This is a genomic window from Streptomyces sp. NPDC007095 (assembly GCF_040634475.1).
Lineage (GTDB): Bacteria > Actinomycetota > Actinomycetes > Streptomycetales > Streptomycetaceae > Streptomyces.
The window spans coordinates 16,429-37,988 of record NZ_JBEYFS010000002.1 but is presented as its reverse complement, the minus strand read 5'-3'; the positions used below and the strand labels follow the sequence as shown (position 1 = coordinate 37,988).

Genomic DNA, 21,560 nt, shown 5'->3' with positions numbered 1-21,560 from the left:
CCCCCGTAGGTCCCCGTCCGGTCGTCGACCACCGGACGGGGACCTTCGATTTTTGTGCAAACCATTGACGAGAAAGCGCTTCCTATCTACGGTCCCGTTCGAAGTTACGAGCGATCACCGAAATTTCGAACAGCGAATCTCGAACAGTGAGGGCAGGGCATGGGACGACCTGACCTGAACGACGGGTATCCGAACCGTGGAAACCTGAACCGCAGGAACGTTTTGGCCGCACTGGGCGGCCTGACCGTCGCCGGCAGCCTCGGCTTCGCCGCGCTCGGCACCGGCGCGGACGCGCTCGCCTCCAGCGCGCGTACCCGGGTCCGCTACTGGAACCTCTTCCAGGGCGGCGACGGCACCAACCAGGTCGCGATGGTGGACGCCTTCCGCAAGGAACATCCGGACATCGCGGTCAAGGACTCCACCCTGACCTGGGGCGGCCCCTACTACACCAAGCTCGCCATGGCCGCGGCCGGCAACCGCGCGCCGGACCTCGCCGTCATGCACCAGGGCCGCGTCCCCGGGTTCGCGCCCGGCCGCCTCCTGGACCCCTGGGACATCGACCTCCTGGCCAAGTACGGCGTGCGGGAGGCCGACTTCAACCCCGTGCTGTGGAAGCGTGGCATCGTCGGCGGCAAGCTCTACGCCCTGCCCCTCGACATCCACGTGCAGCTCTGCTTCTACCGCAAGGACGTCTGCAAGAAGGCCGGGCTGCTCGACGCCGACGGCCGGCTGCCGGCCGCCACGTCCACCGACGAGTGGTTCAGCATCCTCAAGGCGGCCAAGAAGCAGCTGAAGAACGGGCAGCAGACCCTCGGACTGCACGCCAACGACCAGAACTTCGCCTGGTGGTTCTTCGTCGCCTTCTACCAGCAGCTCGGCGGCGACTACTTCAACGACGACCAGACCGACGTCACCTTCGACACCGACAAGGCCACCGAGGTCCTGGAGTTCTTCCGCAAGCACGTGACCGACGGCTACGTCACCGTCGGCGAGGCCGACGGCGAGGCGTTCCTCGCCGGGTCGCCGTTCACCTGGGAGGGCAACTGGTCGGTGCCGTACTTCAACGGCGAGAAGCTCGACTTCGGCGCCCAGCCGCTGCCCCCGGTCTTCGGGAAACCGGCCACCCACGCCGAGTCGCACTCCTTCATCCTGCCCCACCAGTCGGGCCGCGGCGGCGCCGCCGACGAGGGCGCCTACCGGCTCGCCGCCTACATGGTCACCCACGCCACCACCTGGGCCATCGGCGGCCATGTCCCCGCCTATCTGCCCACCTTCAAGGACCCCGCCTACCTCAAACTCAGCCCGCAAAGCGAGTACTCCAGGCCCGCCATGGAGCACCCGGCCACCGAACCGCACATCTGGTTCGCCGGTTCCACCGGTGTCCTCGCACAGCGCGTCGGCCCGGTCGTCGCCTCCTCCAACCTCGGCTCCGCGAAGCCGGCCGCGGCGGCCCGCCGTATGAAGTCCGTCCTGGAGCAACTGCTCGCCATGAAGAACCCCATGGACGGCAGGACGGCCGCCCAGGAACTGAAGGGAGCAGGCGCATGAGCAGCGCCACGAGCACGGTCGCCGCCACCACCCTGCGCCCCCGCGCGACCGCCGCCGCCGACTCCGCCCGACTGCGCTGGAGCCGCCGCTTCCAGCACGGCGGCTGGTTCGTCGCCCCGTTCTTCGTCCTGTACGGGCTCTTCGTGCTGCTGCCGGTGGTCCGCGGCCTCTACCTCAGCTTCACCGACGCCAACATCTCCGGTGACCACACCAACTTCGTCGGCCTCGCCAACTACCGCGAGGCCCTCAAGGACGACCTGGTGTGGAACTCGCTGTGGCACAGCGTCCAGTTCACCCTGTACGTCGTCCCGTGCATCGTCGTCGTGGCCCTGCTGATGGCGCTGATCGCCCACCACACCGTGCACTTCAAGTGGCTGTGGCGGCTGTGTTTCTTCGCACCGTTCCTGCTGCCCTCCGCCGTCATCGGCAACCTGTGGTGGTGGCTGTTCCAGCCCACCAACGGCATGGTCAACCACGTCCTCGGCCTCACCACGCCCTGGCTCACCCAGAAGTCCACGGCCCTGCTCGCCGTCGTCGTCGCGACCCTGTGGTGGACGGTCGGGTTCTCCTTCCTCCTCTTCCTCGCCGCCCTGCAGAACATCCCCCAGCACCTCTACGAGGCGGCCGAGCTGGACGGCGCGAACGCCTTCCAGCGCATGCTCCACATCACCGTGCCGAACCTGCGCAACATCACCGGCCTCGTCATCGCGCTGCAGATCCTGGCCTCGCTCCAGGTCTTCGACCAGGCGGTGGTCATGTACCAGTTCGGCCCGGGACCGGAGGAATCGACCCGCACCTTCGTCCAGTACACCCTCGAACAGGGCTTCACGAGCTACCGCGTGGGCTACGCCTCCGCGATCTCCTTCGTCCTGTTCCTCATCATCGCCGCCGTCGCCCTCGGGCGGATGTGGCTGCTCCGCAGCCGAGAGGAGGGCATCTCCCGATGACCACGCCGTCTCCCACCCTCCGTAAGCCCCGCAGCACCTGGACGCCCGCGCAGATCGCCCTGACGGTCGTCGCCCTCGCCCTGTCCGTGATCTGGATGGCGCCGCTGGCGTGGGCCCTGTCCACGTCGCTCAAGACCCCGGCCGAATCGGTGGCCTCGCCGCACTGGATCCCCAAGGACTTCACCCTCGACTCCTGGCGGAAGGTCTTCGAGGCCGGCAACATCCCCAACTGGTTCGTGAACTCGCTGGTCGTGTCGGTCTGCGTCACCTTCATCGTGCTGCTGGTCGCCTCCCTCGCCGGATACGGCTTCGCCCGCACCGAGTTCCGCGGCAAGTCCGTCCTGATGGCCGTGACGATGGCGGGCCTGATGTTCTCCCCGGCGATCCTCGGCGTCCCGCTCTTTACCACCGTGCAGTCGCTCGGCATGGTCGACACCTACTGGGGCATGATCCTGCCGCAGTGCGCCCCCGCCGCGATGGTCTACATCCTCTACAAGTTCTTCCAGTCGCTGCCCCGCGAGCTGGAGGAGGCGGCGTTCATCGACGGCGCGGGCCGCTGGCGGATCTTCTTCACCCTCGTCCTGCCGCTCTCGAAGCCCTCGCTGTCGGCCGTCGGGATCTTCACCTTCATCGCCTCGTGGAACAACTTCCTGTGGCCCTACATGGTGACCAACAACCCCGACCTGATGACCATGCCGAACGGCATCGCCACCGTGCAGAACGCCTTCGGCATCGTCTGGCCACAGCTCATGGCGGGCGGCCTGATCGCGGGACTCCCGCTGATCGTCGTGTTCGTCTTCTTCCAGAGCCAGATCGTGCGGGGCGTGGCCCACACAGGTCTGGCCGGCCAGTAACAGCCATGAGGAGAATGTGAGTTGAAGCGCTTCAGACTCGCCGCGCTGCTCGCCGCGGCCACCATCGCCCTGCTCCCGTCCACCGCGTCGGCCGACGTCACCTACCCCGACCCCCTCCCGCTCACCGGCCAGCAGATCATCCACGACCCCACGGTCATCCACCTCAAGAACGGCCGCTACGTCGCCTACTCCACCGGCGGCGTCATCGGCGCCCGCCTCTCCACCGACCTCCGCCACTGGGACGACGCGGGCAACGCCTTCACCACGCCCCCGGCCTGGTGGTACGACTACAACTCCACCGGCGACCCCTGGGCCCCCGACCTCTCCTATCGCGACGGCCGGTACTGGCTCTACTACGCCGTCTCCTCCTGGGGCACCAACCACTCCGCGATAGGCGTGGCCACGTCGAAGACGGGCATGCCCGGCACCTGGACCGACCACGGAGCCGCGTTCACCTCGGGGACCACCGACGCCTGGAACGCCATCGACCCGGCGGTGATCCGGGCCGACGGCAAACTGTGGATGGCGTTCGGCTCGTACTGGACGGGCATCCGCATGGTCGAACTGGACCCGAGCACCGGCAAGGCGATCGCAGACACGCCCGTGGAGCACCTGGCCACCCGCCCGGACGCCCCGTACGCGGTAGAGGGGCCGTACATCGTCGAACACGGCCGCTACTACTACCTCTTCGCCTCCTACGACGCCTGCTGCGCGGGCGTGAACTCCACCTACAAGATCCGGGTGGGCAGATCGGCGTCGGTGACCGGCCCCTACGTGGACAGTACGGGCAAGCCGATGCTGGAGGGCGGCGGCGACCTGTTCCTGGCCGGACACGGCAGGTACATCGGCACCGGAGGCGAGTCGGTCTTCCACGACCGAGGCCAGGACTGGCTGGCGTACCACTACTACGACGCCGATGACTCGGGCACGCCCAAGCTGGGGCTGAACAGGCTCAGCTGGACCAAAGACGGCTGGCCAAGTTTGGGCTAGGGGCGCGGGGAACTGCGCGACCAGCCCCCGAACCCGCAGCCAAATCCGAACCCCCGAAAGGAAAACATGCGTACCGCCCGCTTCGCCCTCGACCCCGCCTTCACCATCGGCGAGGTCAACCCCCGCCTCTTCGGCTCCTTCGTCGAACACCTCGGCCGCTGCGTCTACACCGGCATCTACGAACCCGGCCACCCCACCGCCGACGCCGAAGGCCTCCGCGCCGACGTACTGGAACTGGTCCGCGAACTGGGCGTCACCACCATCCGCTACCCCGGCGGCAACTTCGTCTCCGCCTACAACTGGGAGGACGGGGTGGGCCCCGCGGAGGAACGGCCCCGCCGCCTCGACCTCGCCTGGCGCTCCACCGAGACCAACCGCTTCGGCCTGTCCGAGTACATCGCGTTCCTGAAGAAGATCGGTCCTCAGGCCGAGCCGATGATGGCGATCAACCTCGGCACGCGCGGGGTCGCCGAGGCCCTGGAGCTCCAGGAGTACGCCAACCACCCGGGCGGGACGGCCCGTTCGGACCTGCGGGTGGCGCACGGCGACAAGGAGCCGTTCGGCATCGGCCTGTGGTGTCTGGGCAACGAGATGGACGGGCCCTGGCAGACCGGCCACAAGACGGCGGAGGAGTACGGCCGTCTCGCCGCCGAGACCGCCCGCGCGATGCGCCAGATCGAGCCGGACCTCGAACTCGTCGCGTGCGGATCGTCGGGACAGAGCATGGACACGTTCGCCGCATGGGAGGCGACGGTGCTGGCGGAGACGTACGACCTCGTCGACTACATCTCCCTGCACGCCTACTACGAGGAGACCGACGGCGACCGCGACTCCTTCCTCGCCTCCGCCGTCGACACCGAGTCCTTCATCGAGAACGTGGTGGCGACCTGCGACCACGTGGGCGCCCGGCTGAAGTCCAAGAAGAAGATCAACCTCTCCTTCGACGAGTGGAACGTCTGGTACCAGAGCCGGCCGAACCCGCATCCGGTCGAGGACTGGCAGGAGGCCCCGCGCATCCTGGAGGACGTCTACACCGTCACGGACGCGGTCGTCTTCGGCTCCCTGCTGATCGCGCTGCTGCGGCACGCGGACCGGGTGACCGTCGCCTGTCTCGCCCAGCTCGTCAACGTCATCGCGCCGATCATGACGGAGCCGGGCGGCGCGGCCTGGCGGCAGACGACGTTCTTCCCGTTCGCGCAGGCCGCGAAGTACGGGCGCGGGGAGGTCCTCGACGTCCGCGCGGTGTCGCCGACGCACGAGACGAAGAAGTACGGCGAGGTCGACCTGCTGCACGCCACCGCCGTGCGCGCCGACGACGGTTCCGTCACCGTCTTCGCGGTCAATCGCAGCCAGACCGAGCCGCTGCCGCTGGAAGTCGCCCTGAACCGGATGGGGTTGACGGCGGTCGTCGAGCACACCGCGATCGCCGACGCCGACCCCGACGCCCGCAACACCCTTCAGGACCAGGAACGGGTCACCCCGCACCCCGTCGAGGGCACCACCCTCCAGGACGACGGCACCCTGACCGCCGTCCTGGAGCCGCTGTCCTGGAACGTGATCCGGCTGAGCCGGGATCTGTCCTAGGTCCTGTCGTCAAATTCCCGCCGTCCGCCCGGAGGGCGGGCCCTGCGGCGTCAGGTGCGTGCTCTCGGCGTGCCGGGCACAGGCCCTCGTACTGGACGTACTTGGGTCTGTGCCTGGTGCGGTGAGAGTGCGTGCATGGCGTCGCGGGGCAGACGGGAATTTGACGACAGGGCCTAGAGGGCGTGCGCGCGGCCGGGGGAGTCCACCGGTGTCACCGGTACCCCTCCGGCCGCGCTGCCCATCAGCGTCAGTTTCACCTCGCCCGGACCGGCCGGGGTGGTGCCGTCGGACAGTACGGCGAGGGCCAGGGTGTTGGCGCCCCGGGTGCGCAGGACACCGTTGGGCAGGACGAAGGTGTGCTGGGGGCCGACGTCGTTGATGTACTGGCCCATGTTCCAGCCGTTCAGGAAGATCTGGACGCGGTAGGCGCGGGCCGGGTCGTCGGTGAGGGTGAGCCCGATCGAGGCGTCCACGCCCGGGTCGATGGCGAGCCGGAACCCGGTGCGGTACCAGGCGACTCCCTGCCCGCGCGCCGCCCGCGGGAAGTCCACGACCTTCCAGCCGCCGTCGGCGAACTCCGGCAGATGCCAGCCCTGCCGTTCCCCGTACAGCCCGCCGTGGTTGAGCGGTCCCCGCACCGGGTCGGGCGCCGCCTGGCCCTGGATCCGCCAGGTGACGGCCGGGCTCGCCCCCGCGAACGTCACCGCCGTGAGGCCTCGCGCGGCCTTGTGCGTGTCCTTCGCCGCGCCGTCCTCGTCGTGCTGCATCCGGCGGACGAGGACGGAGAGGACATGCGGTCCGTTCGCGTACCGCACGGGGAAGGTGGCCGTCCCCGACCAAGTGCCCTGCCGGACCGTCGACTTGTCCGGCACCGGCATCCGGTGCGTGCCCAGCGGCTTCCCGTCCAGCCACGCCATCAGCAGCCCCTGTGTGCCCGTGACGTACGAGAGGGACACCGACTCGGCGGCGCCCACGTCCGTGAAGCGCCCCCGGTACCAGACGTCTCCGTAGTGGAAGCCGTAGTCGTCGGCGAAGAGGACGGGCTGCCCGGCCGGTACGGGGGTGGTGCTGTACGAGGAGGTCCTGTCCGCGACCTTCCAGGCGGAGTCGTCGAACTCGGCCGCCGACTCGGGGTTCTCGGCGTGGCAGCGCCAGTCGCCCAGTTCGGGAAGGTGGACGGCCGCGACCCCCGGCAACCGCTGCTCGGCCCGCAGACTCCCGGAGGTGGTCGCCCGTGCCTTCAACGTGATCTGGTTCCACACCACTTCACTCATCCCGCGCGGTCCCCACACCTCCAGATCGGCCGCCTCGACCGTGTCCCCCGTGAGATGGACGGTCATGTCACGCAGGGCGGCGGTGCGCAGGAGCGCCGGGCCGTATGCGAGCACGGGCCCCGACGGTGTGTCGTAGCGCCACAGCCGTACGGACGTCTCGTCGTCGGCGAGCAGCAGGAGGAGGGGGGCTTTTGTGCCGCCGTCCTCCACCAACACCCTGGTCAGACCACTGAGTTCGGCGTCGACGCGCAGCGCGCCGGACCTGTACGTGTGGTCGGCCTTTCCCTCCAGCACGGTGACCGTGGGCTCGCTCGGGCATTCGACGGCCGTCTGTGTCGGCTCCCCCTTCCGCCCCGTGAAAACGGCGATGTCCTGCCGTCCGGCGGTGAGCCACAGCATCGGCTGGGCGCTGGAGTACCTCAGCGTCCGCCGCCCGAGCGGGAGACCGGTGGCGAGCAGCCGGGCGTCGAGGCCGGGGACCGGTACCGGAACGCTCACCCCGGCGAGGGGGACGGCGGCGAGGACGTCGTCGGTCCGGTCGTTGCGCAGGATGTGGAAGTGCGCCTCGGTGTCCGGGTTGACCAGGTGGTATGCCGTGATCCCGGCGTCCGCCCCCGACGCGCCGCCACGCGAGCCGACCTGGACGTCGGGTGCCCGGTCCAGCTTGGCGAGGTCGGGCACGGAGTGCAGGAGCTGCCCGAGCTGGTGCATCGGGACCAGCTTCGGGGTGGGCCTGCGGGCCTCGTCGAGAGCCGCCCCGTAGTCGTACGAGGTGTAGACGACCGGCGCGGGCAGCCAGCCCCAGGAGGTGCCCCCGAACGTCATGTAGACGTTGTGGATCTTGATGCCGTTGGCGAGGTTGGTGAGGTAGAAACGCCGCTCGTACGCCGCGTCACGCGTTCGCGCCGACTCCGTGTACCCCTTGCCGCCGAACTCCACCCCGCCCCACGGGTCGAACCAGCCGCCCCCGAACTCGGCCAGCAGCCCTGGGGTTTCGGGACTCGCCGTCGAGCCGCCCTTCGTGCCGCCGGTGCCGTAGTAGCCCCAGTCGGGCGGCGGCGCGAAGGGCGAGGGATAGCCGTCGAAGCCGTACAGATAGCGGCCGCTCTCACCGCCCGTGTCGAACGTTCCCGGCGCCCAGTACCCGTTGCGCCCCTTGTCGTTGTGGAAGAGCGGCACGTCGATGCCGTCGGCGCGGACCTTGGTGTAGAGATGGGCCATGTAGTCGAGCCCGCGGGGGCTGGTGACGTTGTTCGCGTACTCGTTCTCCAGCTGGTAGAGGACGATCGTGCCGCCGCCGTGGGTGTAGAGGTGCCGGGCCGCGATCCGGTTCACGGCGGTCAGCCACTCGTCCACGTACGACAGATAGGTCGGGTCGGAGGTGCGGGCGGTGCCCCGGGTGGCGGTCAGCCAGCCGGGGAAGCCGCCCGCGTCGACCTCGGCGTTGATGTACGGGCCGGGCCGCAGGATCACGTACAGGCCGGACTCGGCGGCCGTGCGCAGGAACAGGTCGAGGTCGCGGACGCCGGTGAAGTCGTACTGTCCGGGCGCGGGGGAGTGGTAGTTCCAGGAGACGTAGACGCTGATGGTGTTGTAGCCGTGGGCGCGCAGCTTCTCCAGGACGTCCCGCCAGAGGGAGGGGCTCGGCAGCCGGAAGGGGTGGACCTCGCCGGACCACAGGACGACCCGCCTGCCGTCGACCAGCATCGAGTACTTGTCGAAGCCCACGGTGTGGCGAGTGCCGTCCGCGCCGGGCGGCTCCGGTGCCGGGCCGGTGGGGGCGGTCGCGCGGGCGAATGCGCCGTCGCTCCCGCTGAGCGTGAGGCCGAGCGCGGTGGTGCCGGCGAGTGCGCTGAAGGTACGTCTGCTCAACACCATGCGGGGCCTTTCGGGGACAGCGATGGGGTCCCCCTGTTCGAGCGAAGCCGAGAACTTGGGGGAGGGTGCGGCCATTGTCCACAGCGGTGCGCCCCACCAGGGTCGTATGAGGATCCCGGCGCGGGCGGATTACGCGGTACGGCCGGTACGGGCGGTACGGGCGGTACAGGCGGTACGGGGAGGGGCACGGCTCCCAGGGGCTGAACTGGACCTGGGTCCTCGCCTTCCTCCTGGGCGGCCTGGTCGCCGCGCCCGTCGCCGCCTGGCTGGTCCGCCTGGTGCCGCCGCGCGTGCTGGGCTCAGCGGTCGGCGGCGTCATCATCGTCACCAACGTCCGTACGCTCCTGAAGAGCGACCGGGTCGGCGCGTCGGGGACCGTCGGCGCCCTCGTCTACGCCCTCCTGTACGCGCTGTGGGCCGGGGCCCTGACGTAATCGATCCGCGCGTACCGGAGGGAGAAGACGCAGGAGCCGGTGGCGCAGGACCGGCAGCCGGTGGCGGCCTGAAGAACGGGCGGGGCGGGTGGGTCAGGAGGGCTTGGCCGCCGAGAGGGCGGTGACCGTCACCTTGTCGTCGCACTCGGCGATGACACCGTCCGTCAGCGCGACCTGGTGCGCCCCGGCACCCGGGACACCCACCACCAGCGTCGGGTAGCTCGCGGGCGTGGCTCCGGACTTGCAGTAGCCGTCGGCCTCACCCTGGACCTGCACGAACGTCAGCTTCGTCCACGCCTTCCCGCCCGGCGCGACCTTCACCGTGGACGCGCCCCCGGTCGTGGTCACCTTGAGCGGACGGTTCTTCTCGGGGGAACCGTTGCCCGCTCCCGCCACGGTCGGATACCCCTGGACCGTGCACGCCTTGCCGGACACGTTGGTGAACTCGACGATCGCCGCGCCGGTCCCGGTACCGTCCGGCCGCACCGCGGCCTGGTACATGGACGCCTTGAGATCCGACAGGCCGCAGGCCTTCGCACCGGTGGACGGCGTCGCGGCGTGCGTCGGGGAGCCGGACGTGGCGGATGTGGCGGATGTGGCGGGGGCGGAGGGCGTGGAGGGGGAAGTGGGGCCGGAGGTGGAAGTGGACGCCGCCGGCTTGACCGGAGCGCCCGACGGCGAAGAGCCCGCCCCCGCCGGGCTCCCGCCCGGCTGACACGCGGTCATGAGCAGGGTGGCCGCCGAAGCGGTCACCATGGCCGTCGCGACTCTGCGGATACCGATGCCGTACATGAAGTCCCCCGAAGTGGTTCAGGCGCCGGTCTCTCACCGGCACTCGTCGCTTCAGAGCGCGTCGTCGGTGTCCGGGGTTCACCTGCCGGGCTGTCTGTGACATGACGGTGACACAGCAGGTCCCACTGTGCATTTCGGGACAGTCCGACCGACTCGCCGATTCAGGGCCTGTGCGGCGGTGAATGGGGGGCCGCCCACAGGAGGTCGCGGGTCAGTTCGAGCACGCTCGGTGTGCCGGTCAGGCTCATCGCCTCGACGAGTTCGTCGGTGAGGTCGTCGATCAGGCGGGTCACACCGGCGGCGCCGCGGACGGTCAGCGCCCACAGGACGGGCCGGCCGATGAACACGGCGCGAGCGCCGAGGGCGAGGGCGGCGAGGATGTGGGTGCCGCGGCGCAGCCCGCCGTCGGCGTAGACCTCGGCTCCCGTGCCCGCCACCGCGTCGACGACCTCCGGCAGGGCCCAGGCGGTGGGCACCAGCCCGTCCAGCTGCCGCCCGCCGTGGTTCGAGACGATGAGGCCGGACGCCCCCGCGGCCACCAGTTCCCGCGCGTCGTCGCCGCGCAGCACGCCCTTGACGACGATGGGGAGGCCGCGGGCCCGTTCGCGCAGCCAGCCGATGACGTCGAGGGTCAGATCGGGTGCGCGCTCGGCCGCCTCGGGCGAGGGAATCCCGGTGACGTTGCCGTACAGGTCCTCCGGTCCGATGAAATCGTCGACCTGCGGCCCACGTTTGCCCCGTGACCCGTTGACCGGCGTGTCGGCGGTCAGTACGACCGCCCGCGCCCCGGCGGCGAGGGCCCGCTCCAGCGCCTCGATCGTCAGTATGGGATCCCTGGCCACATACACCTGCACCCACCACGGGGCCCCGCTCGGCACCAGGTCCGCGAACGGCACCGCGGTGTTCGAGGTCACCGCCAGCAGCGATCCCGCCGCCGCGACGCCCCGCGCGGTGGCGGCCTCCCCGTCCGGGTGGGCCTTGCGCTGCAGGGTGCTGGGCGCGACGAGTACGGGTGTACGAACGGGCGTGCCCAGTACGGTCGTAGAGGCGTCACACGTCGAGACGTCCCGCAACAGCCGTGCCCGGAAGCGGAACTGGTCCCAGGCCGAGGTCGCCTCCGCGACACTCATGCCGCGACCGGAGCCGCGCCGGAAGTACGCGTAGACGTCCTCCGGCAGCACCTCGGCGGCGCGCTCCTGAAGACCGTCCATCCAGCGACCGATGTCTGTCACCTGACATCCCTTCGTCGTACGGTACGACGAAGCAAGGGTGCCCCAGGCACCCGCCTCGGCGGTCTAATTCGCTCGACACCGAGGGCCGGGACGGTGATGCTGCACCCCTATGACGCGAACCGATACGCCCCCCGCGTGGGACGAGCGCACCCAGCTGACCACCTTCCTCGACTACGCCCGTGCCACCGCCCGCGCCAAGTGCGAGGGAGTCTCACCGGAGGGCGCGCGGCAGGCCCCGCTCCCCGGATCCCCGCTGATGACGCTGTGCGGGCTGATCAGCCACCTGCGCTGGGTCGAGCACTACTGGTTCCACGTGATGTTCCTCGGCGAGGAGGACGACGGGCCGATCGCGGCCGCGACGGAGGAGGATCCCGATCCGGAGATGCGGATCGCCGTCGATGTGCCGTTGCCCCGACTCCTCGACGAGTACGAGGAGCAGAGCGCCCGGTACCGTCTCCTGGTCGCCGAGCACGACCTGGACACCAGGGCCAAACGTCCGTTCCGCGACGGCCGGTACATGGACCTACGCTGGATCGTGCTCCACCTGATCGAGGAGACCGCTCGGCACAACGGCCACCTGGACATCGTCCGGGAACTGGTCGACGGCGAGAAGGGAGCCTGAAGCCATGGGCGAGTCGGCGGGGCTGAACCCGACCATCCGCACCCTCACGTTCGACTGCACCGGTGATCCGTACGATCTCGGTCTGTTCTGGAGCGAGTTGCTCGGCCGTCCGCTGGACGAGGACGACAAGCCGGGCGACCCGGAGGCGGTGCTGCGCGACCCGTCCGGCGGCCCGATGCTGCTTTTCGTGCGCGTCCCCGAGGGCAAGTCGGCCAAGAACCGCATCCACTTCGCCCTTCAGCCGCAGGGCCGCACCCGCGCCCAGGAGGTCGCCCGCGCCCTCTCCCTCGGCGCCCGCCAGATCGCCGACCACACCCGCCCGGACGGCGGCGGCTGGGTCACCCTCACCGACCCCGAGGGCAACGAATTCTGCGTGGAGCGCGGGGAGTTGGGCTGAGCGCGCGATAGCGCTACGCGCCCGTCACCCCGTTCAACGGCACCCGCCGCGCCTCCACCCTCCGCCGCGCGATGCGCCATCCCCCGTCACGCCGCACCACGACGTCCTCGTACGTCACCGATCCGCACCGGCCGTCCGCCATCACCCCCAGTCCTTTGGACCGCACCCGCGCACGGCCGTCCCCGAGGTCGCCGGTGATGACGATGTTGGTGACGTGATGGGCGACGGCGTTCCCGGCGCCGAGGGCGAGGGCCGCGTCCCGGATCGCCTCGATCCCGACCAACTCGCCCTGTCCGAAGGCTGACACGTCGTAGACGACGTCCTCGGTGAACAGTTCCGTCAGTTCGTCGAGACGTCCGTCGTCGAAGAGGTGGCCGTGCAGGGAGACCAACTCGGCTATGGCCAGGCGGTCTTCGGTGGCGAGAGTCATGGCGGGGCCTTCCGTGTGCGTACGGTCGCGTGCGGCATGGAGGCGTGACGGGCGTCACACTTCCGGGTTCGGACTTTCGCGCTTGCCGTGCATCTGGTCGGTGTCGGGTCACCGGGTGGCTTCGGAACAGCACATCTCCGTAGCCGTCCATTCCATTTCGCCGAGGAACTTTCATGGGTTATCTGCGCGGATTCGTCCCCTGGATCGTCGCCGGCGTCGCCACCAGCCCGGCCCGCTTGTCCGCCTTCGCACTCAACGGACGCGCCAGCCGCGACTCGATCCGCGTAATCTGCCCCCGCAGCCACGCCATATGGGCCGCCTGCCCGCGCCGCGCCAGCGCCCACTGGTCATGCGTCGCCTTGGTGATACTCCCCGCCCAACGCGCCGAACACGCCCCGGTCAACTCCCGCTTGCGCTGTGCCCGCGAGCCCGCATCATGTGCCGGCCCCTGCCGGGACCGGACCGCGAGATCACCAGCGGCCAGCGAACCCCAGAAACACACCCACCTCGGCCGGCACCGCCGCGTCCCGCTCGGACACCCGCAGCCGGTCCCGGACGGCGACCCCCGACGGACCGGGTACCACGAAGGACGCCGCCACCTCCCGCAACCCGCCCATCCGCCACCCCCATCCCCAAGACCCCGTCACCGCACCCAGCGACCACCACCCTCAAAGGTCACCCGTTCGACACAAGAATCCCCGTTCCCCCCGCAAAGAGCCCAGCACGCACCACCAGGAAGAACCCCGCACTCAGTCCCCCTCACCAAAACGCACCTGCACGCAGCACACAGGCAGCAGTTCCAAACCCCGTCGGCGCCGTCAGCCCCTGCCCCCGGACCTCGCCTGGCTCATGTTCCGGCAGGACAGGAGAGTCCAACGACTACGGGTGGTCTTCCCCGTACCTCCGCGGTGAGCGTTGTTCCGGCGGGGACGGCCGTGACGATCACCGTCTTGGCTGCTTGGGCCGCCTCAGGGTCTGGCAGGCGTGCCGGGGTCCGTGGTGGGGCGAGATCTGGCCGACGAGTTCCCGGAAGCAGATCAGGGCGGTGATGGGTGGGATTCCGACGACGACCATCGCCAGCAGGGAGCGCGGGGACTGGCCGACGCAGAGGGCGACCGCCGTGGCGGAGGCGATCAGCATCACGGACCAGGACCGTCTGGCGCTCCGGTGCTGAACGGACGCCCGAAGAATGGACAGACCTGCCACGAGCCACGGTCCGTACACCATCAGCGGCCACCATCGCGCCAACTTCGCGGAAACGACCAGTAGTGAAATACCACGCAGTTGGTTGTATGAATAAGAGACGGACCATCCCAGCATCATCACTGCGGATACAATGATCATTACGACCAGGAAAACAACCGTGATGATCCTGTGTTTAGCGGCAATGGCGTGGAATCCCGGGCGGGGCCTGCGCCGGTTGACCGGGCGGCGCGGCTGGGCGTGGCTGTGCGGCGGGGCCGGAGCGGCGGGCGTCACGCTCGACGTCGTGTACAGCATCTGCGCCAGCTCTTCGTCCGGATCCCACGCGTCCGGCTCGATCGCGGGCTCGGGGACGTGCCAGAAGTGTTGCGTCCCGAGCGGATCGGCACCGGTGAACGGTGGGTTCAGCGGATCATAGGCGGTGGCTCGCGGATCGAACTGAATGTCGCGGAGGGTGGGATCGTCCTGAGTCCAGTCCATCTGTCTGCAGCTCCTTCGCGCCCTGGCTCAGCGGGATCCATCTGCGGTGTGTCCGTCCCACGTGGCCCGCAGGTATTCGCTTTCCATATGGGTCATGGCCTTGAGGAACTCCTCGAGCAGGTCCGCGCAGTGCTCCAGTCGTGCCCTCCCGTCGGCGGTATCGAGCCAGTCGTTTGCGTGCATATCTTTTGTCGTCACGGCTGAATAACGAGCACCATAGGGCGTAAGGCATTCGGTCATTCAGGGGAATGTGTGTCCATAGATCCATAGATCAATAGAGATGATCGTGGTGTTATCGCGGAGAGGGCCCCGCCGGGTTTCCGGCGGGGCCCGTTGGGGGGAGCCGTGGGGGCGGACGTCAGCTCGTTTCGACGCCGACCGTCAGCGTGCCCGTGTAGCCCGACGCGGCCGTGCTGCCCAGGGCCGTCAGGGTGAGGAGGCCGGACGCGGCGCCTCCGTCGTCGTAGATCGAGTCCTGGGCGAGGGTGGTGCGGGTGACCGTGTTCGTGGAGTACGGGGGCGAGGTCGTGCAGGTGCGGTGTTTGGTCTCGTCCAGGCGGAGCGCCCGGGCGATCGCGTCCAGTACCTCCGCGGAGGCGTTGAGGGACAGTCCCTGCTCCAGCCGCGTGTAGTAGGACTGACTCACCCCCGCCGGCTGGGCCAGCTCGTCGCGCCGCGGTCCGGGCACGCGTCGGCGCTCCCCGAACGTCGAGAGCCCGACGTCGGCGGCCGCAGCTGCGCGCGACGCGTACGGAGGAATCGACCGAGCTGGTCCTTGCTGTTCATGGACTCGAGTATGGGCGGGTCGGGCGTGGGTAGCCTGCCCCTCTCCGTGACACGTTGTACCGGTCAGTTGCGCCTGGTGGAGGCGTAGTTGAGGAAGTCGGCCCAGGTGGTGGGGGAGAGGGTGAGGTGGGGGCCGTCCGTGTTCTTGGAGTCGCGGACGTGGATGGTGGAGGGGCAGGTGGCGACCTCGACGCAGTCGTCACCGGAGCCGCCGCTGTAGCTCGACTTGTGCCAGGAGAGGGCGACTTCGACGCAGTCGCCGGAACCGCTGCTGCTGTAGCTCGACTTGAACCACGCCAGTTCGCTGGTGCTCATAACGCTCCTCGCCTCCGCTGCAACAGGCTCACGGAGTCTTCAAGGGTGAGAGCCTGTGAACGCATCCTGGCATACCGCATCTGGAGCATGCTGACGACTTTTGGATCAGCGATGAGCTGGCCGCTCTCTTGCCCTTCGCAGTAGGCGAACCAACGGTTGTCGGGGGTCTCCAGCAGCCGCATGGGGCCGTCGAGCCCGGCATGCGTCTCCCGCACCTGCGGCATGACCTGGATCTCGACGTTTCGCAGCTCGGCGATCTCCAGCACGTGATCGATTAGTCCCCGCGTGACCTCCATCCCGCCCATGCGTCGCAGGATCAGCCCCTCCTCCAGGATGAAGCTGAACGCCGTGTTCGGCCGCTCCCGCAGCAGTCGTTGCCGCTCGGCTCGCGCCACCCACTGCGCCTCAACCTGCTCGTCGTCCATCGGAGGCAGCTGGTTCGTGAACAACGTCCGCGCATACGCCTCCGTCTGCAACAACCCCGGAATCAACCGGCACTCATAGGTATAGAGAGTGATCGCCGTCGTCTCCAGCCTCGCCCACTGCCTGAACCACGCCGCCAACCCCGGCTGCCTCGCCAGATGCCCCGCCGCCTTCCGTAACGCCCCGGTGTTGCCCAACACCTCCTCCGCCCGCTCCACGAACGTCGGATCCGGCATCCTCCGCCCCAGCTCCACCGACGCCACCGTGTGTTTGGAGAACCGCACCCGTTCCCCGAACTCCTCCCGGCTCAGCCCCGCATGCTCACGCAAGGCCTGTACGACCGCCCCGAACGTCCGCAGGCTGTCCGACGACCCGGGCTCTCCACCCGTCCCCACCGCACCATCGACCACCATGGGTCACCTCCCGCACCCCATGGTCACGCCCAGTGACCGGTACTGTCCAGTCCGTCACCGTGTACGCTCGCGCAGCGTACGTGGCGCCGACCTGGTGGAGTTCCCGCGATCACCGCCAGATTGGGCCCATGACCGCACCATCCACCCCCCAACACCCGGTTACCGTACGTGTGTTCACGCAGCGCCTCAGCGCCACCCCGCGCGGTGCCCGCCTCGCACGTCACCTCGCCCTGCACCAGCTGCACGCCTGGGGCATCCCGCACGGCACGGACGCCTCCGACGCCGTCGCCGTGATCGTCGCCGAGCTGGCCGCCAACGCGGTCACGCACGGGCGCGTACCGGGGCGGGACTTCGAACTGCGGCTGTCGCTCGTCACGGGCAGCGTCCGCGTCGAGGTCACCGACACGCGCAGTGGGCCGCGTCCGCCGGGACCCGGTGACGTACCGGCCGCCCGCCCCCTCGACGAAGGCGGTCGGGGCCTCGTACTCGTCGAGGCGCTCGCCGAACGGTGGGAGGTGCTGGACCGGGAGCCGCCCGGCAAGACCGTCCGCGCCGAGGTCGACCTGCCGGGGTGGCTGTCCCTGGTCAGGACGTCGAGCGTGTCGCCTTCCCGATCGACGACAGCACCGCCTGCGGATCCCCGCCCGGGGCCACCGACTTGCCGATCTGTGCCCTGATCGACGCCGCCACCTGGGACCAGTTGGTCTCGGAGAGGGGGTAGAGCTCCATGTTGCCCAGTGTGTCCAGGCCGTTCCAGAGCTTGCTGTACTGCTTGTCCTCGCGCATGGCGGCGCTCGCCGCGGTGGTCACGGGCAGGAGCTGGTACTCGGCGGCCTGCTGGGTGACGTACTTGTCGCCGTAGAGGAAGTCGAGGAACTTGCCCGTGTCCTCGCGGTGGCCGGCCGAGCGGAAGGCGATCGTCCAGTCGGCCGTGCCCATGGTCGGCACGGTCCGGCCGGTGCGGCTCGGGAGCGCGACGGTGCCGTAGGGGACGCTGAGGGTCGAGTCCTCGATCTGGCGCATCAGGGAGAGCGGGGCGTTGACCATGGCAGCCTTGCCGTCCATGAAGGCCTGGAGGGCGGCGCCGCGGTTGAGCTTGCCGGGGAGGGTCGGGCCCGTGAGGCCCTCGGCGACGAGGGAGGAGCGCAGCCACTTCAGCGTGGAGACGTTCTCCTTGGAGGTGAGGGCGTAGCTGCCGCTGTTGTCGGTGTAGCCGCCGCCTCCGGCCAGCAGCCAGGTCAGCGTCTCGGCCTCCGCCTCCTCCGGGCCGAGGGGCAACGCGATCGGGTACGTCACGCCCATGGCCTTCAACGCGCGTGCGTCCACGATGAGTTGGTCCCAGGTGGTGGGGGGCTTCAGGCCCGCCCGGGAGAAGAGGTCCTTGTTGTAGTACAGGAGGCGGGTGCTCGCCGTGAACGGCAGGCCGTACTGGACGCGGCGCACCTGCCCGGCCTCCGCGAGGCTCGGTACGAAGCTGCCCTGGGCGGAGATCGACAGCAGCTCGTCCGCCCGGTAGAGCATGCCCTTGGCCGCGTACTCGGCGTAGCTGTCGGTCTGCACGACGTCCGGCGCCCTGCCCTGCTTGACGAGTACGGCGACCTTCGCGTCGACCTCGTCGGCCGGGTAGACCTTCGTGTCCACCCGGATGTCGGGATGGGCGGCCTGGAAGGCGAGGCCGACGCGGTCCCAGAAGCCGATGGAGTTCTTGTGGACGCTGTCGCCGTAGTTCGTCGCGACGACGGTGAGGGTCGTGGTCTTCGCCTCCGACGCGGAGTCCTTGCCGCAGCCGCTCACGCCCACCGTGAGGCCCAGCGCGGCCGTCATCGTCATCATGATCCGGGCTCTGCGACGCACGGCTCCCACCCCTCCTGGACGAAGAGCGTTGATCGTAGGCCGGGAGAGGCGGTGGCCACAGGGCCGCCGCCGTTGCGTTTTGGTTCCGGTGGTGTGACGGGACAGGTGATCTCATGGGCGCCGTCAACGACTCACAAGGAGATCGACCGTTGGTTGCCAGCAATCTTGTTCTCATCTCCAACGCCGGTGACGTGGGCCGCACGGTCCTCGACCAGCTGCGCGCGCAGGACGTGCGCGCACGTGTGATGGTCCGCCGCGACGACGGGCGTGCGGCCGAGTTGCGTGTGCTCGGCGCGGAGGTCGTCATCGGAGACCTGACCCGGCCCGAGACCGTCGCCGCCGCGCTGGAGGGTGTCCGGCGGATGTACTTCGCGATGCCGGTATCGCCCGATCAACTGCTGGCGGCGACCGTGGTGGCCAGCGTGGCGCGCGAGCACGGAGAGCTGGACGGCCTGGTCGACATGTCCCAGATGACGGTGTCGCAGATGACCGCCACCAGCACCGGGGAGTCGGACCAGCAGCGGCTGCACTGGCTGTCGGAGCAGGTGTTCGACTGGTCGGGCCTGCCGGTGGTGCACGTCCGGCCGACGGCCTTCCTGGACAATCCGCTGTTCACCACGCTGGCGGCGCGATCGATCCGTGACAACGGCACGATCGTGCTGCCGTTCGGCACCGGACGCACCTCGCCGATCGCCGTGGACGACGTCGCCCGGGTCGTCGCCACCGTGCTCCGAGACCCGGCCCCGCACGTCGGGCACGTCTACGAGCTGACCGGGCCGCGCACGGTCGACATGACCGAGATGGCCGAGGAGTTCTCACGGGCGCTGGGGCGGCCGGTGTCCTATGTCGACGTGCCGCTGGACCGGTGGCGGAGTGAGGTGCTCGCCAAGGCGGGCCTGCCGCCGCACACCGAACAGCACATCGCCACCATGGCCCGACTGCACCGGGAGAACCGCTACGACCGCGCATCCGACGACGTCGAACGCGTCACGGGCGTGCCTGCCCGGACGATCGAGGCGTTCGTGGCCGCGCGCAGACACCTCTACCTGGACTGATCCCCGCGCACACGCCGGCGGACAGGTTCTAGCCGACCTGGTTGTACATCGCGCCCGCGGCCGGCCAGCCCGTGGGCTGGGGTGCGGGCGTCGGTTCCGGCTCGGTGCGGCCCCGTACCTGGGCTGCGGTCAGGCCCCGGTTGCGCAGGCCCGGCATGCCGGTCTGGCCCAGCCCGGCGGCAGGGGCGGGGGCCATGGCGGGCATCGCCGGTGCCTGCGGCGGCGGCTGCATCGACCGTGCCTGCGCCTGGGCCGCCGGTGACGGGGCCTGGGCGACGGCGGGGATCGGCGCCTGCTGTCGTTGTGCCTGTGCCTGTGCCTGTGCAGTCTGGGCCATCTGGGCCATCTGAGCGACCGCGGACATCGGCGGCGCCTGCGGCGTCATCTGGGCGGCCGGTTGCATCTGAGGGGCGGGCTGCATCTGGGCCACCCCGGGCATCTGCGCGACGTTGGGCATCTGGGCCACGTTGGGCATCTGGGCGACCGCGGGCATGGGCTGCTGCTGCGGCGGTGCAGGCGCGGGCATTCGTGCCGCGGGCTGTTGCTGCGGCGGCATCATCGCGGCGGCCGGAGCCGGGGCGGGGACCAGGCCCGGCATCCCGGTGGGGGCCTGCGCCGGGGCCGGGCCCGGCCAGGTCTGGGCGGGCGGCAGGCTCGGCATCGCGGCGGCCTGCGCGGCCAGCGGCATGCCGACCCCGTTCGTCTCGCTGATCAGACGGTCCACCGCCGCCGTACCCGAGCAGTAGCTGGTCCCTGTGCCCAGCTCGGGTACGGCGGCTCCCCTCCTGGACCCGTAGAGCACCTGTTCCATGCCGGACACCAGGCGACGCACGTCCGTCTGGGGGCGCACCACGAGTCTCAGGAAGCGACTGGACGAGCCGATCTTGTTGCCGCACTCACGGACGAGGATCCGGTGCTCGGTCAGCAGCCGGTCGCGGACGACGGTGCCTTCGGCGCCCACGGGAAGCCGTACGAAGAGGAAGTTGCCCTGCGAGGGGTAGACCGTCAGGCCGGGGAGCGCCGAGAGCTGGCGGGCCATGTCGAGGCGGTCGCGGCGCACCAGGTGCAGGCTCTCCATGTACTCGGCGCCGTGCTCCTTGAGCATGAACACCACGGTCTCCGCGAAGGAGTTGAGGTTCCACTTGGGCAGCATGGAGCGGACCTTGCCCGCGAGCGCGGGGTTGGCCACGAGGTAGCCGAAGCGGATGCCGTGCAGGCCGAAGTTCTTGCCGAGGCTGCGCAGGACGATGACGTTGGGCCGCAGGACGGCCTCTTCCACGACACTCGGGTCGTTCTCGGCGTCGGCGAACTCCAGGAACGACTCGTCGATGACGATCAGGTCCAGGTCCTGGAGCTGGTCCATGAAGTTGACGACCGCGCGGCGGCTGAGGAAGCCGCCGTCGGGGTTGTTCGGGTTGCAGATGACGGCGACACGGGTGCCGCGGGCGCGGATGAACTCGATGTACTGGGCCGGGTCCAGAGCGAAGCCGTTGGACTCCATGAGCGGGAACATGTCGACCCGCTTGCCGGTCTCCATGGGCTGGTCGGTCCAGCGGCCGAAGGTGGGGACGGGGATGGCGAGGGACTCGCGCACGAGCAGGTGGTCGATCCAGGTGATCAGTTCCGTGGAACCGTTGCCCATCGCGACACAGCTCGGCGGAAGTTGGAGCAGCGCGCACAGCTCGGCCGTGATCGTGTCGGCGCTGCTCGGGTAGTACGTGATGATCTCGCGCAACCGCCCGGCCAGTTCGTCGAACATGCCGGGGGTGGGGAAGTACGGGTTGCACGGGATGCAGAAGTCGATCGGGCCGACTCCATCGCTCTCGCGGGCCAGCGCAGCCATCGAGGGGCTGTGCGCCGCAGTACCGCGGAACAGCGAGGCGACGTTGTCGGCCATGGAACCTCCGGTCTCTGGGTGGCCCGTGCGGGGGAGCACGGGCCGCCCTCTCATACGGAGGCGGAGGGGGCGCCGTTCAACTCGTGGGGATCGAGTAAGGGTTGACTTTTCCAGGCAACCGAAAGGGCCCCGGTGGCGTCACCCACCGAGGC

At 69.6% G+C, this 21,560-nt stretch carries 20 protein-coding genes and 3 pseudogenes; 10 read left to right on the top strand and 13 right to left on the bottom strand.

The features are described 5' to 3' along the window. The first annotated feature begins 159 nt into the window (after nucleotides 1-159). The 5 genes from ABZ656_RS01420 (at nucleotide 160) to ABZ656_RS01400 (ending at nucleotide 5,923) form a co-directional block, all read left to right on the top strand. Nucleotides 160-1,548 (top strand): extracellular solute-binding protein, encoded by a 1,389-nt coding sequence (locus ABZ656_RS01420; RefSeq protein WP_360263370.1) that lies wholly within the window; start codon nucleotides 160-162, stop codon nucleotides 1,546-1,548. Continuing rightward, nucleotides 1,545-2,495: a sugar ABC transporter permease gene (locus ABZ656_RS01415; protein ID WP_101405338.1), complete on the top strand. Its 951-nt coding sequence runs from the start codon at nucleotides 1,545-1,547 to the stop codon at nucleotides 2,493-2,495. The genes ABZ656_RS01420 and ABZ656_RS01415 overlap by 4 nt, the downstream gene beginning before the upstream one ends. Further along, nucleotides 2,492-3,349: a carbohydrate ABC transporter permease gene (locus tag ABZ656_RS01410; protein ID WP_054233582.1), complete on the top strand. Its 858-nt coding sequence runs from the start codon at nucleotides 2,492-2,494 to the stop codon at nucleotides 3,347-3,349. The genes ABZ656_RS01415 and ABZ656_RS01410 overlap by 4 nt, the downstream gene beginning before the upstream one ends. A 21-nt stretch (nucleotides 3,350-3,370) precedes the next feature. After that, nucleotides 3,371-4,339: an arabinan endo-1,5-alpha-L-arabinosidase gene (locus ABZ656_RS01405; protein WP_360263366.1), complete on the top strand. Its 969-nt coding sequence runs from the start codon at nucleotides 3,371-3,373 to the stop codon at nucleotides 4,337-4,339. A gap of 66 nt (nucleotides 4,340-4,405) precedes the next feature. Next, nucleotides 4,406-5,923, top strand: a complete 1,518-nt coding sequence (locus ABZ656_RS01400; RefSeq protein WP_360263363.1) for an alpha-N-arabinofuranosidase — start codon at nucleotides 4,406-4,408, stop codon at nucleotides 5,921-5,923. 173 nt (nucleotides 5,924-6,096) lie between these two features. Here ABZ656_RS01400 and ABZ656_RS01395 read toward each other — a convergent pair whose 3' ends face one another. Next, nucleotides 6,097-9,075: a beta-galactosidase gene (locus ABZ656_RS01395; protein ID WP_360263360.1), complete on the bottom strand. Its 2,979-nt coding sequence runs from the start codon at nucleotides 9,073-9,075 to the stop codon at nucleotides 6,097-6,099. Between the two features lie 290 nt (nucleotides 9,076-9,365). On the opposite strand from ABZ656_RS01395, the gene ABZ656_RS01390 reads away from it, so the two are divergent. Beyond that, nucleotides 9,366-9,509, top strand: coding sequence for a hypothetical protein (locus tag ABZ656_RS01390; protein WP_360263357.1), 144 nt, complete (start codon nucleotides 9,366-9,368; stop codon nucleotides 9,507-9,509). A gap of 93 nt (nucleotides 9,510-9,602) precedes the next feature. On the opposite strand, the gene ABZ656_RS01385 is transcribed toward ABZ656_RS01390, so the two are convergent. Both ABZ656_RS01385 and ABZ656_RS01380 read right to left on the bottom strand, forming a co-directional pair. Then, on the bottom strand, nucleotides 9,603-10,301 hold the full coding sequence (locus tag ABZ656_RS01385; RefSeq protein WP_101405341.1) for a DUF4232 domain-containing protein: 699 nt from the start codon (nucleotides 10,299-10,301) through the stop codon (nucleotides 9,603-9,605). Between the two features lie 161 nt (nucleotides 10,302-10,462). Next, nucleotides 10,463-11,533, bottom strand: a complete 1,071-nt coding sequence (locus tag ABZ656_RS01380; protein WP_101405342.1) for an alpha-hydroxy acid oxidase — start codon at nucleotides 11,531-11,533, stop codon at nucleotides 10,463-10,465. A gap of 109 nt (nucleotides 11,534-11,642) precedes the next feature. On the opposite strand from ABZ656_RS01380, the gene ABZ656_RS01375 reads away from it, so the two are divergent. After that, nucleotides 11,643-12,155 carry a DinB family protein gene (locus tag ABZ656_RS01375; RefSeq protein WP_101405343.1) on the top strand — a complete coding sequence of 171 codons (513 nt, stop codon included), beginning with the start codon at nucleotides 11,643-11,645 and terminating at the stop codon, nucleotides 12,153-12,155. Nucleotides 12,156-12,159: 4 nt separating this feature from the next. Continuing rightward, on the top strand, nucleotides 12,160-12,552 hold the full coding sequence (locus tag ABZ656_RS01370) for a VOC family protein (protein ID WP_360263352.1): 393 nt from the start codon (nucleotides 12,160-12,162) through the stop codon (nucleotides 12,550-12,552). A gap of 13 nt (nucleotides 12,553-12,565) precedes the next feature. Here ABZ656_RS01370 and ABZ656_RS01365 read toward each other — a convergent pair whose 3' ends face one another. The 8 genes and pseudogenes from ABZ656_RS01365 to ABZ656_RS01330 all read right to left on the bottom strand — a co-directional run bounded on the left by ABZ656_RS01365 (nucleotide 12,566) and on the right by ABZ656_RS01330 (nucleotide 16,602). Beyond that, entirely contained in the window at nucleotides 12,566-12,982 is a 417-nt protein-coding gene (locus ABZ656_RS01365; protein ID WP_101405344.1) for a nuclear transport factor 2 family protein, read from the bottom strand. Nucleotides 12,983-13,205: 223 nt separating this feature from the next. Continuing rightward, nucleotides 13,206-13,599 (bottom strand): annotated as a pseudogene (locus ABZ656_RS01360) (IS200/IS605 family accessory protein TnpB-related protein); the annotation flags it as partial. Nucleotides 13,600-13,924: 325 nt separating this feature from the next. Further along, nucleotides 13,925-14,665 (bottom strand): DUF2637 domain-containing protein, encoded by a 741-nt coding sequence (locus ABZ656_RS01355; protein ID WP_101405345.1) that lies wholly within the window; start codon nucleotides 14,663-14,665, stop codon nucleotides 13,925-13,927. A gap of 27 nt (nucleotides 14,666-14,692) precedes the next feature. After that, nucleotides 14,693-14,905: a hypothetical protein gene (locus ABZ656_RS01350; protein ID WP_129592310.1), complete on the bottom strand. Its 213-nt coding sequence runs from the start codon at nucleotides 14,903-14,905 to the stop codon at nucleotides 14,693-14,695. Between the two features lie 118 nt (nucleotides 14,906-15,023). Continuing rightward, nucleotides 15,024-15,182: pseudogene (locus ABZ656_RS01345) on the bottom strand (protocatechuate dioxygenase); the annotation flags it as partial. Between the two features lies 1 nt (nucleotide 15,183). Further along, nucleotides 15,184-15,451 (bottom strand): annotated as a pseudogene (locus ABZ656_RS01340) (helix-turn-helix transcriptional regulator); the annotation flags it as partial. Between the two features lie 63 nt (nucleotides 15,452-15,514). Beyond that, on the bottom strand, nucleotides 15,515-15,766 hold the full coding sequence (locus ABZ656_RS01335) for a DUF397 domain-containing protein (protein ID WP_360263347.1): 252 nt from the start codon (nucleotides 15,764-15,766) through the stop codon (nucleotides 15,515-15,517). Continuing rightward, complete coding sequence (locus tag ABZ656_RS01330) at nucleotides 15,763-16,602, bottom strand: helix-turn-helix transcriptional regulator (RefSeq protein ID WP_360263344.1); 840 nt, start codon at nucleotides 16,600-16,602, stop codon at nucleotides 15,763-15,765. The genes ABZ656_RS01335 and ABZ656_RS01330 overlap by 4 nt, the downstream gene beginning before the upstream one ends. A 128-nt stretch (nucleotides 16,603-16,730) precedes the next feature. On the opposite strand from ABZ656_RS01330, the gene ABZ656_RS01325 reads away from it, so the two are divergent. Then, a complete protein-coding gene (locus ABZ656_RS01325; protein WP_101405348.1) occupies nucleotides 16,731-17,279 on the top strand; it encodes an ATP-binding protein in 549 nt (182 codons plus the stop codon). On the opposite strand, the gene ABZ656_RS01320 is transcribed toward ABZ656_RS01325, so the two are convergent. After that, complete coding sequence (locus ABZ656_RS01320) at nucleotides 17,188-18,456, bottom strand: extracellular solute-binding protein (protein ID WP_360263340.1); 1,269 nt, start codon at nucleotides 18,454-18,456, stop codon at nucleotides 17,188-17,190. The two genes, ABZ656_RS01325 and ABZ656_RS01320, sit on opposite strands and share 92 nt — an antisense overlap. Before the next feature lie 149 nt (nucleotides 18,457-18,605). Between ABZ656_RS01320 and ABZ656_RS01315 the strand changes: the two genes are divergently transcribed. Then, the gene (locus ABZ656_RS01315; RefSeq protein WP_360263337.1) at nucleotides 18,606-19,511 is read left to right on the top strand and encodes an NmrA family NAD(P)-binding protein; all 906 of its coding nucleotides are present in this window, start codon (nucleotides 18,606-18,608) and stop codon (nucleotides 19,509-19,511) included. A 28-nt stretch (nucleotides 19,512-19,539) separates the two neighbouring features. Here the strand turns inward: ABZ656_RS01315 and ABZ656_RS01310 are convergent, their stop codons facing one another. Then, nucleotides 19,540-21,408 (bottom strand): histidinol-phosphate transaminase, encoded by a 1,869-nt coding sequence (locus ABZ656_RS01310; protein WP_360263334.1) that lies wholly within the window; start codon nucleotides 21,406-21,408, stop codon nucleotides 19,540-19,542. Between the last annotated feature and the right edge of the window lie 152 nt (nucleotides 21,409-21,560).